We start from the raw sequence: 12013 nt of genomic DNA on the forward strand, positions 1-12013 counted from the left end.
AACTATTTCCCCTCGACTTTCTTTCCAAAGTACTGATAGTAATCTGTTCGAATGAATCCATTGAATAGTTTTCTTTTTTTGGTTGCCTTTTCCCCGTATTGCTTCTCGAAGTCTTCATAGGCCGTAATAATATACACACTCCAGCTCGGATGGTTCTTCATGATTGTCCCTAAGTCCTTATGCATTTTAGCGATTTCTTTCCGATCACCAATCCGCTCACCATAAGGAGGATTGCTAACAATATATCCATTTTCATTACGCAGGAACAAGTCTCTTACTTGCATCTGTTTCCAGGAAATTAAATCCCCTAAACCTGCTTCTCGTGCATTTTCCTTTGAAATTTTTATCATGTTATGATCAATATCAGAACCGATTATCTGTAGCTTTTGATCATAATTTGCTTTATCTTCAGCTTCTTCAAAGGCTTGGTCCCAATATTTATTTTTTACAAAATCCCAGTCCTGAGAGGCGAAATCTCTGTTAAATCCTGGTGCGATGCTTTGACCAATTAATGCTGCTTCAATTGCTACGGTACCTGATCCACAAAAAGGATCAATTAAAGGGTATTCTGGTTTCCAGTTTGTTAATTTAAGTAAAGCTGCAGCCATTGTTTCTTTTAAAGGCGCATCCCCCTGCCCTACCCTGTAGCCGCGCTTATGTAATCCGCTTCCAGATGTATCCATAGTCAGCGATACCTTATCTTTAAGAATGGCAACTTCTATTCGATATAAGGCTCCAGTTTCGGGCATTTTTGATGCTAAACCATACTTTAACTTCAATCTTTCTGCAACCGCTTTCTTTACAATGGCTTGACAATCAGGCACACTGTACAGTTTTGATTTAACGGATTTACCACTGACAGGGAATTGACCATCTTCTGTAATAAAAGACTCCCATGGTATTGATTTGGTTCCTTCAAATAGCTCATCAAACGATGTTGCCTCGAATTCACCTACAAGCACTTTTATTCGATCGCCTGTTCTAATCCATAAATTACATCTAGGTATTGCAGAGATTGGCGCATCAAAGATTACTTTTCCATTTTCTACGTTTACCTCGTAACCAAGTTCCTTAACTTCATTTGCAACAACTGATTCTAAACCCATAGCGGCCGTTGCGATAAGTGTGACATTCTGAGCCATTTTTTCGTTCCTTTCTGATTAAAACTAAATTATGTATAGTCTACCACATAATAGATAGAGATTTGAAATAGAAACAGGACATTAAAGAAAAAACCCTTTTAAAAGCTCTAGATACTTTTAAAAGGGTTTATTATGTAGACCATTAATACTCAGGTAAGCCATGTTCTGTACCGTTGTACTCAAGTGGTGGTCAGCCTTGTACGCAGGTTGTAATCATCTATCTACAAGTAAATAACTTGTCCTTTTTTCGGTTCATTTCCCTAATCAAAGATGCCCCTACCATTATTTGGGTTGCTCACTCGTGGGGTTTACCTCGTTCCACTTAGACCGTTTCCGATCTAACTCCGTCACTGTGGCACTTTCAAAGATCGTATCCCATATCGTCAGACTTAGGGAGTTCCCTTGCCGTTAACCAATTTGGTTACCTTGACTTATGATTTCGTCAAGCACGAACACTACAAACATCACAGTTTGTGCGAGCATGGACTTTCCTCTACATATTCAAAGATATGCAGCGATTACATGAGTATTTAATTTTTAACTACAATAGATTATAACATATTATACTTAATTTAGTAACAGGTGTTTATTCTGTTTCAGCAAACTTTTTACCGAATACAGCTTTTTCCAAGTTGGATAATCGTTTTAAAACATCATAATTAACCTGATGATTAGGAGTTGTCGAACGTGTTCTCGTTTGATCAGATTGCGTCTTCAGTCTTTCGTTTTCTTGTTTTAATCGATCAATTTCTTGTTGGAACGTATCATAGTCTTGTATTACTGAATCTAGAAACTCATCTACTTCTTCTTGATTATATCCACGCATCGCCGTTTTAAAATCTTTTTCAAGTATGTCTTTGCCACTCAAATTGATACGATTTAAACTCATTTTATAATCACCTCATATCTTCTACAAAGTCTTTTTCATTTTTTCAAACAATTACCGAAATGTCAATTTTAACTATATGTGTCTAGTAGTGGATTATGAGTTACATATTTATTATACCATTTTGTAAATCTAGGCTTCTGTTCAAGCTTTCCTAAGTAAAAAAGAAGCTGGAATCTCGGCTTCTTTTAGGATTTCGTTAGGTCATGTGGTTGAAATGAAAATGGTAGTAGTTCTTCCATTGTAACAGTTTTTAATTGATTATGTAAATTGGTCAAATGAATGGTAGTCTCTGGTTTAAAAAATTCACTCATAACCTGTCTACATGAACCACATGGTGGCACTGGACGATCCGTATCAGCTGCCACTGCTAATTCAGCGAACTCTGTCTCACCATCTGATACAGCTTTAAAAATAGCTACTCGTTCCGCACATAAACTCACAGGATATGCAGCATTTTCTATATTGCAACCCGTATAAACTTTACCAGATTTCGTGAGCAAAGCAGCTCCAACTGGAAATTTAGAGTACGGTACATATGCTTTACTACGTATTTCAATTGCTTTCTCCATTAACTGTTCTTTTTTCATGCATGTTCTCCTCTCACACATTGTGGAAAATTAGTATAAAAGATTCGCTACTAATTGTAAAGAAGGTTCTCGTTCTATTACAAATCACGTAGTAATTGATCAAAAATATAGAGAACGGAATGATTTAATTCCATGTAACGTTTACGTTTAGCATCAATATAAAAACTATGCATTAGTAACAATTCCATGTTTTCTCTGGTTGATGTGATCTGGTGGGGATGAACATCCACTTTTCTTTGTTTTACAATTTCCAGCGCATCCGTTTCCCACGTTTCTAGCATTGTATAAATAGGTTCTGTCTTATTTTTTACATATGTGAAGAACGTCATATCTTTTTTATTTTCTGGCGGATCATTTTCTTCATAATTATCCTTTAGCATTTGAAGTTGTTTTTTCAACTCTATCGTTTGTTCTTTGATATCCATTCTTGTATTACGCACCTTTCTTACCTATCACCTCCTACTTTATCATTAAATTAACAAGATTCCTATTAAGAAAAACACAAGCAGCCTGATAAATATGATTAAAACTTATCGGTCGTGAAGCGAACAAACCATGCGACTTTTTTCTTTCATTGCTTCATTTATCTGTTTATTATGACGTTGAAAAGTATCAAGGATAGCATGGTCAACTTGTAGATCTAGAACATGATCAATCATTTGTAGCTGATCATAAATATGCTGAAGTGAATCAATTGTCCCCTTTTGATTCAGACCGTCACCAACAATATTAATTTCCTTTCGTACTACACCCATATTATTTATCCTCCCTTTCCCATACTCTTATAACATATTGTTCGCCATCAAACATGCAGCACCTTTGTGTTCGACAAAACTAGTGGCATTTAGTACATTAAAGAAGTTATTAGACAAATTATTTAATGCAATAACGTTTCTTTTACAGATACATAGGTAAATAAAATTGTTCTTTTTCTATAGAAGGATTCACCTATATTTGTTTTTAAACTTGACTTAGTGTGATCAGTCCATTTCTTTTTGATACCCCTCCATTTATACCAGTCATTTCGAATAATGTCTTGATGTGTGATAGGTGGATAAATCTTTTGAAGTGCTGGACTTTCAGGAAAAGGGAAATTCAAATATTTTTCATAATCCCATCTAGAACCTGTGTGACTTTCACTAATTGTAAAGTCAACTAATTTTGAATAATACGTTGGACTATAAATAGTAGTTGCTAGATGCTTCCCTAATGCTATACGATTGGAGAGGTTCGTGAAGTTATGAACATAAGCCCCATACAGAGGCAATGTTTTAGAAGGTAATATCACAGCATTCATGTATAACAAATTTTGTAATCGATAAGGTAATTTATCAAATACATGAAAACGAAAAAAAGATTGTTTCAAAACTGGTTCATGGATGATATTTTGTTCATTAATAATTAAAGCAGTCATTAACCGTTCTTTATCATGGTATTTCCAAAAATATTTCCATTCTTCTTTCATATAGTTGGACACATGTAAATCAGAAAGTAAATGAAACATTGGCTTATTTAGTTTACAGGACAGCTTGTAGGTTAATAATTGAGGATATGCATCTGAAAAAATCAGCCAATTTGCACGCTCGTATGTCATAAATAATCGGGTTCGTTCAGTTTTACCTAGAAGTTTTCGATACGGTCCCAATTCAAGATCTGTCATATTCCAACCAGCGTTCCGTGAAACAATACTAGCTACAAATGCCCATTTTATTTCCGGGAAACGAAAGTAAAAGTTTTGATATGCATGTGTTCGGGTAATATTATCGATATTATGTGTTTTTGTTTGTTTTATAATATAATGTAGATAGTCTTCTTTTTTAAAAGTTATGTACATACTTGTACCTACTCTCACAATCATTTTTCTGTTATGATACTTAAATATGTTAGGGGGGAAAGCGATGAATTACCCTAATGGAAAAAAACATGCAAGTACAAGATCAAGTGCAGTGACTAACTCAGATAATGCATACAGTAATCGAGGAATGACATTAGAAGATGATATTAATATAACGAATTCCTTCTATTTAGATTCAAATATTGCTGTTATTCATAAAAAACCTACACCAGTACAAATTGTAAAAGTTAATTATCCAAGACGAAGTGCTGCAGTAATCACTGAAGGGTATTTCAAACAGGCATCAACAACCGATTACAATGGTGTATATCGGGGAAAACATATTGATTTTGAAGCAAAAGAAACCAAAAACAAAACACGATTTCCATTGGCAAACATACATGATCATCAGCTTAATCACATGCGTGCTGTGGAGAAGCATGGTGGGATTTCCTTTTTACTTATTCGATTTTCCCAATTTGATGAAACGTATCTTTTTCCGCTTGAGAAACTTTTTCCTTATTGGGACGACAAATTAAATGGTGAAAGAAAATCCATCCCTTATCAGGATATTAAAAACGACGGATATCTAATCCCTTTTCATTATCAAAAGAGAATTGACTATTTAGCAATTATTGATAAGCTTTATTTTTAGAACGGAGGCAGATGTAGAATGGCACAAGATAGCCAATCTCGAACAGCAAGACGCAAACAAAAGAAATCACAAAAGAAACCATTATGGAAACGCATATTATTAATAGCGAGTATTCTAATGCTAGCAATGATCATTGGTGTAGGTGCACTATTTACTTATTATATTGCCACCGCACCTGAAATTGATGCAGAAAAACTCTCCACCCCATTCTCATCTCAAATATATGATAAAGATGGAGAATTAATAGCGGAGTTAGGGAACAAGCAACGAACTAAAATCAGTTACAGCGATTTACCACCTGTTCTAATAGATGCTGTTATCGCAACAGAGGATTCCCGCTTTTTTGAACATCCAGGAATCGATATCTGGAGAATCGGTGGTGCAATAATTGCAAATATCACCGAAGGATTTGGTTCCGAGGGCGCAAGTACAATCACACAACAGGTTGTAGAAAAAGCCTTTTTATCACACGAGAAAAAAATTAGTATTAAAGTACAGGAACAATGGTTAGCGTTAAAGTTAGAACAAAAATACTCTAAAAAAGAAATCTTGGAAATGTATTTAAATAGAGTTTATTACGGAAGTGGTGCTTATGGCGTAGCAAAAGCTGCAGAGACATACTTTGGGATTACTGACCTAAGTAAACTTACATTGCCTCAAGCAGCAATTTTAGCAGGCTTACCACAACGACCATCTGCTTATAACCCTTTTGAAAGTCCTGAATTAATGAAGGGTAGAATGGAAACAGTATTGAATCTTATGGTTATGCATGGCAAAATTTCGGAAAAGGAAGCGGAGAAAGCGAAACAAGTAGACATCCCTTCCCTATTAAAGGAATCAGAACCTGATAAATCTTCCTATGCAGCATTCATGCAAAAAGTGAGAAAAGAAGTTGCAGCAAAAGTAGATGGCGCTGATATTTATACAGATGGACTTAAAGTTTATACAACTATTGATACGGATGCGCAAGAACATGTAGAACATTTAATGTCTAGTGATGAAAATAACCCTATTCCATACTATGATGAGGAAATGCAAGCTGGTATGGTAGTACTGGATACTCAAAGTGGAGCTATTCGCGCGATTGGTGGTAGTAGGTCCAGTCTGGAAAATGACGGTTACAACTATGCACTTGATATTAATCGTCAACCTGGTTCTACTATAAAACCAGTCACAGTATACGGACCGGCCATTGAACACTTGAAATGGTCCACTTATCATCAGATTAACGATGACAAACCATATGAAGTAAAGGGAACAAGCCCAATCAGAAACTGGAATAGAGAATATCAAGGGTGGATATCAATTCGCAAAGCGCTTGCGGAATCATTAAACGTTCCAGCTGCAAAAACGCTAGAGGAAGTTGGCTATGATAAAGCTAAGCCATTTGCCGAAAGTTTAGGCTATGAGATTGATAGCATGGGGATTCGGGATGCAATAGGTGGTTCAGATACAAGTACTTCTCCACTAGAACTAGCTGGAGCTTACCGCGCATTTGCAAACGAAGGTATCTACAATGAACCATATTCCGTAACAAAAGTTGTATTCCCTGATGGAAAAGAAGTGGATACTAAACCAGAACCTGAGGCAGTGATGTCCGATTATACGGCATATATGGTAACTGATATGTTAAAAACAGCTATTTCAGAAGGAACCGGTAAAAATGCCGACATTCCAGGCCTACCAGTTGCTGGTAAAACGGGAACAACAAATGTAGTAGGAAAAGATCGTGCTAATAATTCATGGTTTAGTGGATATACAACAAATTATACAATCTCGGTTTGGACTGGGTATAACAAAAACGAAAGAACATTAGAAAGTACACAGATTCCACATGCATTATTCAAATACACGATGATGGAATTATCGAAAGACAAAGAAACAGCCGATTTCCAAAAACCTGATTCAGTAGTAGAAGTGGCTGTCGAGGAAGGTTCAAGACCGGCTAAGTTACCAAGTGACTATACACCAGAGTCAGAAATTGTAACAGGACTTTTTGTTAAAGGTAATACGCCAACTAAAACGTCTGAAAGGTACGATGAACTTGATCCAGTTAGTGGTCTTAAAGCAAAATATGATAAAGATTCACAATCCATTCAAGTCAATTGGGGTTACGATTCAAATGATGTAGAATTCCAAGTAAGTGCTAGTGTTGACGGTGGATCGATGCAAGAGCTCTCCTCTACAGAAGAAAAGTCACTAGAAATTTCGAATGTTGAACCAGGATCAGAATATGAAATTCAAGTTATTGCAGTGAGCAAGGGTGATTCTGCAAACACTAGTGAAGCTAAAACTACCGGTGTTAAAGTGCCCGGTGATAAAAAAGAAGATGATGAAGAAGGCGAAGAAGAAAATGAAGGCGGAGAAGACGGCAACCAGGATGAAAAAGCGGCCGCAGAGCCTGTAAAAGGACTAAGAGCAAAATATGATAAAAGAGGAAATGTAATTAACGTTTCTTGGCAATATAACAAACCATTTTCCGCCTTTGAGGTAACGGTTACTCCTAGTGGTGGATCACCTCAGACACAACAAGTTCAATCAAATGGTCTTGTTATCGAGGGCGCTGGTGTTCAGCCAGGTCAATCGTACACGATATCAGTTGTAACAATTGATGAGGCTGGTAATAAAAGTGATCCTGCAACAACATCAGCACAAGTTCCACCTGGGGAACAAACGGAAGCTGACCCTGAAGGAGAAAATGAACCACAACCGTAAGAAGAATAACTAGAAAACTAAAATACAAAAAATAAGATCACTCAATTAAATGAGTGATCTTATTTTTTAACGTTTTTTCATTCTTTTTTGCCCTTCCCTACATATATCCAATAAAGGACATTCCGGACAATTTGGATTTTTAGCTTTGCAATGATATCTACCAAAGAAAATTAACCGGTGGTGGGTTGCAGTCCACTCTTCTTTTGGAACCTTTTTCATCAGCGTTTCTTCAACTTGCGTCACAGAATCCTTCCAGCGGCAAATTCCTAATCGTTTCGAAACACGTTCCACATGCGTGTCTACTGCTATTGCAGGTTCTCCGAATGCTACTGAAGCAACTACATTTGCAGTCTTGCGCCCTACACCCGCTAATTTTACTAATTCCGACTTCGTATTTGGAACTTCCCCACTGTACTCGTCTAGTAAAGATCTACACAACTTTTGAATGTTCTTAGCTTTATTCCGATATAATCCAATAGATCGGATATCCTGTTGCAGCTCATCTAATGGGACCGCCAAATAATCCTCAGGTGTTTTATATTTTTGAAAAAGGGATTTGGTGACTTTGTTGACAAGAACATCTGTGCATTGGGCCGAAAGCAAAACGGCAATTACTAACTCAAACGGGTTTTTATGAATAAGTTCACATTCCGCATCAGGAAACATTTTTGTTATTTCATCCAAGGAGTACCTTACCTGCGCTTTAGTTAACAAGGTTCTAGTCCTCCTCTTCTAACCAATTATAATAAAATGATGTATCTCTTTTTTCCGTGTTTTTGCTAGGTGTTGTTTGCTTTTTGTGGAAGTTCTTACTTGATTCCCTTGCTTGTTCAACTGTTAAAATGCCCTTCCTTTTCCACTCGCGAAGGATTCGATCTATATATTTAAAATTTAATTTACCCATCAATACAGACTCTCGTAATGCGGCTTTTATTAGTGATGGCTCCAGCTTATCTTCATCTAACCACACGTTAATTGTTTCTATTTCAAACGGAGAAATAGGTCGTCCAAACTCTTGTTCGAACAAAATAAACAATGTCCCATCTTCTAATTCAGACTTTTGCTTTTGTTCCGTTTGGTTGAAAATTTTATTCCAAAGTGGATCTAATGAATACACTTCAGATACCCTATCTTCATCGTTTTGTTTTTGTTGAATGGATAAGTAATCTTTTTGAATTAGCTTTCTTAATGCTTTGGCACAATCTTGTTCACTTAATGTTAATGTCAAAGCTAATTCATATGGTGTAGGAAACTCATTTTTCTCATATAAAAATCGATGTAATTGCAAAATCAGCATTGCATCCGTTTCATCCAAACCAAGAGATTTATACGTCGTTAGTAATTTTATCGGAATCGTTAATTGGTCAATTAACAGGTTTTGATATTGAACAGATTTAGTCATAATTAATTTACACCTCATTACTAGTATAGCACGAATACTTCTCTGAAAAGCTTTAGAAAAACCCGGTAGTCGCCTAGTCATTAATAGCTGATGTTATACTGGCGTCTCCTAAAATACTTTCCTTACGTGTAAAAAACCCCTTGTAAAAGAACTGACAAGGGATTTTTTCATACGTATTATGTGTCTGGCTCCAACATCTCCTCTCGAGATCTTTAAGTCAAACCATTGTGATAAAGAATTTGCATTAAATGTGTCGAGGCTGTTTAAAGCATTTGAGCTTTCGTTTATGGATATAGTCGGTTCAATAATCGTGGGAATGGAATTGTTTCCCTTACATGATCCACTCCGGATAACCATGCCACAGTTCGCTCTAGCCCCAAACCAAATCCTGAGTGTGGTACACTTCCATATTTACGTAATTCCAAATACCATTTATATGCTTCACTTGTTAGCCCATGCTCTTCATACCGTTTTGTCATTAATTCCAAATCATCGATTCGTTGTGATCCACCGATAATTTCCCCGTACCCTTCAGGTGCAATTAAATCTGCACATAATACAACTTCAGGTCGTCCTGGCACTGGTTTCATGTAAAACGCCTTTATCTCTGCAGGATAATTCGTGATAAATACTGGTTTATCAAAATGCTCAGCAATTGCGGTCTCATGTGGAGATCCGAAATCTTCACCCCATTCGATATCATCAAAGCCTTTATCTTTTAATAACGTAATGGCATCATCATACGAAATTCGAGGAAATGGAGCTTTAATCATTTCAAGTTTTGTTGTGTCACGTTCTAATATATCTAATTCAAGTTTACAATTTGATAGTACAGACTGTGCGACGAAGCTGACATATTGTTCCTGAATTTCTAGACTTTCTTCGTGATCTACGAAAGACATTTCAGGTTCAATCATCCAAAATTCGATTAAATGTCTTCTTGTTTTTGATTTTTCAGCCCTGAACGTTGGGCCAAATGAGAATACTTTACCAAAAGCCATTGCTGCAGCTTCCATATATAACTGTCCGCTTTGAGATAAATAGGCTTCCTCTTCAAAATACTTCGTGTGGAATAATTCCGTAGTACCCTCTGCTGAAGATCCAGTTAAGATAGGTGGATCTATTTTCACATACTCATTTTCATTGAAAAATTCATATGTTGCGCGAATTATTTCATTCCGAATTTTCATCACAGCATGTTGGCGTTTCGAACGAAGCCATAAATGACGATGATCCATTAAAAATTCCGTGCCGTGTTCTTTTGGCGTGATTGGATAATCAGTTGCTTCGTGAATTAATTCGATATCGCTTACCTGCATTTCATACCCAAATGGTGATCTTGTATCTTCAACGATTTTACCAGTTATGTACATCGAAGTCTCTTGTGTCATATTTTTTGCTAATTGAAATGTTTCTTCTGATACATCGCTCTTCGCAACTACTGCTTGCATAAATCCAGTTCCATCTCGTAGTTGTAGAAAAGCTATTTTACCGCTTGAGCGTTTATTAGCAAGCCATGCTCCTATAGTAACCGTTTGTTCTTCATTTTTTGGTGATTGTGATATCGTGATTTTCAATTAAATCCCTCCGTATTGCTATTATTGATGGTTGATAACAAATCGTTTGATTCGTTTTGCTGCTTCTGTAAGTAAATCGATTGAGGTTGCATAAGATAATCGTACATTACCTGGTGAACCAAATCCCGATCCTGGAACAAGTGCTACCTTCTCTTCTTCAAGTAAAGCAGTTACCCAAGCATCAGCAGATTCAAATCCATTACGCTTTACTGCTTCTTCAACATTTGGAAAAAGGTAAAAAGCACCTTTTGGCTTTTCACAAGTAATTCCAGGGATGTCAACAATTAAATCGTAAAATGTATCAAGACGTTCTTTGAATGCCTGCTTCATCTCTGTGATTGGATCCTCCAATGATTCATAAGCAGCAAGTGCTGCAAATTGTGCAATAGAGGTAGGATTAGACGTAGAATGTGAGGCGAGGTTTGTCATTGCCTTAATAATTGTTTTATCGCCTGCAGCATACCCTATACGCCATCCTGTCATAGCATGTGATTTTGATACTCCATTAATGATAATGGTTTGCTTTTGTAATTGCTCGGAAATTTGTGCAATAGAAACATGCTTATCCTCTGTATAAATCAATTTCTCGTAAATTTCATCTGAAATGATAAAAATATTATGTTTTACACAAATTTCACCTAAAGCTTTTAATTCATTTGCGTCATACATCATTCCTGTAGGATTACTTGGGGAATTAATGATGATTGCTTTTGTATTCTCTGTAATTTCAGCTTCCAATTGTTCAGGTGTTAATTTGAAGCTACTTTCCTCTGCTGCCTTGACAATAACCGGATTACCTCCAGCAAGTTTAATTTGTTCTGGATAACTCACCCAATATGGTGCAGGAACAATTACTTCATCACCAGGATTTATTAATACCTGGAACAACGTGTACAATGCATGTTTTGCACCTGTAGTGACAATAATCTCATCTGGTTGATAGCTTAGATTATTGTCATTATTAAATTTAGCGCAAATTGCTTCACGTAACTTCAATATACCACCAGATGGTGTATATTTAGTCATTCCATTTTCCATTGCCGCTTTAGTAGCTTCAATAATGTACTGTGGTGTATTAAAATCTGGTTCACCAGCACCTAACGCGATTACATCATGACCTTCTTCTTTCAAACTTTTTGCTTTTGCGGTTATTGCAAGTGTTGACGATGGTGTCAAAGTTTTTACCCTATTTGCTAATTCCATTTTATCACC

The 12013-nt window shown here is 36.4% G+C and carries 12 protein-coding genes and 1 other RNA gene; 2 read left to right on the top strand and 11 right to left on the bottom strand.

Features of this window, described 5'->3' with window-relative positions; genetic code table 11:
* Positions 1–2 precede the first annotated feature (2 nt).
* The 7 genes from LG329_RS01445 to LG329_RS01475 all read right to left on the bottom strand — a co-directional run bounded on the left by LG329_RS01445 (position 3) and on the right by LG329_RS01475 (position 4452).
* Positions 3–1142 carry a class I SAM-dependent RNA methyltransferase gene (locus LG329_RS01445; RefSeq protein ID WP_404452810.1) on the bottom strand — a complete coding sequence of 380 codons (1140 nt, stop codon included), beginning with the start codon at positions 1140–1142 and terminating at the stop codon, positions 3–5.
* Positions 1143–1290: 148 nt separating this feature from the next.
* Positions 1291–1672: RNase P RNA component class B (gene rnpB, locus LG329_RS01450), an RNA gene on the bottom strand.
* A 56-nt stretch (positions 1673–1728) separates the two neighbouring features.
* Entirely contained in the window at positions 1729–2031 is a 303-nt protein-coding gene (gene gpsB, locus LG329_RS01455; protein ID WP_404452811.1) for a cell division regulator GpsB, read from the bottom strand.
* A 185-nt stretch (positions 2032–2216) separates the two neighbouring features.
* Positions 2217–2618, bottom strand: coding sequence for a cytidine deaminase (locus tag LG329_RS01460; protein ID WP_404452812.1), 402 nt, complete (start codon positions 2616–2618; stop codon positions 2217–2219).
* A 77-nt stretch (positions 2619–2695) separates the two neighbouring features.
* Positions 2696–3043 (bottom strand): DUF1798 family protein, encoded by a 348-nt coding sequence (locus LG329_RS01465; RefSeq protein ID WP_404452813.1) that lies wholly within the window; start codon positions 3041–3043, stop codon positions 2696–2698.
* 105 nt (positions 3044–3148) lie between these two features.
* Positions 3149–3373, bottom strand: a complete 225-nt coding sequence (locus LG329_RS01470; protein ID WP_404452814.1) for a hypothetical protein — start codon at positions 3371–3373, stop codon at positions 3149–3151.
* A gap of 122 nt (positions 3374–3495) precedes the next feature.
* Positions 3496–4452, bottom strand: a complete 957-nt coding sequence (locus LG329_RS01475) for a DUF2515 family protein (protein ID WP_404452815.1) — start codon at positions 4450–4452, stop codon at positions 3496–3498.
* Positions 4453–4516: 64 nt separating this feature from the next.
* Between LG329_RS01475 and recU the strand changes: the two genes are divergently transcribed.
* Together recU and LG329_RS01485 are read left to right on the top strand one after the other, a co-directional pair.
* The gene (gene recU / locus LG329_RS01480) at positions 4517–5107 is read left to right on the top strand and encodes a Holliday junction resolvase RecU (protein WP_404452816.1); all 591 of its coding nucleotides are present in this window, start codon (positions 4517–4519) and stop codon (positions 5105–5107) included.
* 18 nt (positions 5108–5125) lie between these two features.
* Positions 5126–7822, top strand: a complete 2697-nt coding sequence (locus tag LG329_RS01485; protein WP_404452817.1) for a PBP1A family penicillin-binding protein — start codon at positions 5126–5128, stop codon at positions 7820–7822.
* 66 nt (positions 7823–7888) lie between these two features.
* On the opposite strand, the gene nth is transcribed toward LG329_RS01485, so the two are convergent.
* The 4 genes from nth to LG329_RS01505 form a co-directional block, all read right to left on the bottom strand.
* On the bottom strand, positions 7889–8536 hold the full coding sequence (gene nth, locus LG329_RS01490; RefSeq protein ID WP_404452818.1) for an endonuclease III: 648 nt from the start codon (positions 8534–8536) through the stop codon (positions 7889–7891).
* Between the two features lie 4 nt (positions 8537–8540).
* The gene (locus tag LG329_RS01495; protein WP_404452819.1) at positions 8541–9224 is read right to left on the bottom strand and encodes a DnaD domain-containing protein; all 684 of its coding nucleotides are present in this window, start codon (positions 9222–9224) and stop codon (positions 8541–8543) included.
* A gap of 284 nt (positions 9225–9508) precedes the next feature.
* A complete protein-coding gene (gene asnS / locus LG329_RS01500) occupies positions 9509–10801 on the bottom strand; it encodes an asparagine--tRNA ligase (protein ID WP_404452820.1) in 1293 nt (430 codons plus the stop codon).
* Positions 10802–10822: 21 nt separating this feature from the next.
* Positions 10823–12004 carry a pyridoxal phosphate-dependent aminotransferase gene (locus tag LG329_RS01505; protein ID WP_404452821.1) on the bottom strand — a complete coding sequence of 394 codons (1182 nt, stop codon included), beginning with the start codon at positions 12002–12004 and terminating at the stop codon, positions 10823–10825.
* Between the last annotated feature and the right edge of the window lie 9 nt (positions 12005–12013).

Origin of the sequence: Virgibacillus necropolis (assembly GCF_044793635.1) — a bacterium.
Classification (GTDB): domain Bacteria; phylum Bacillota; class Bacilli; order Bacillales; family Amphibacillaceae; genus Virgibacillus_F; species Virgibacillus_F necropolis_A.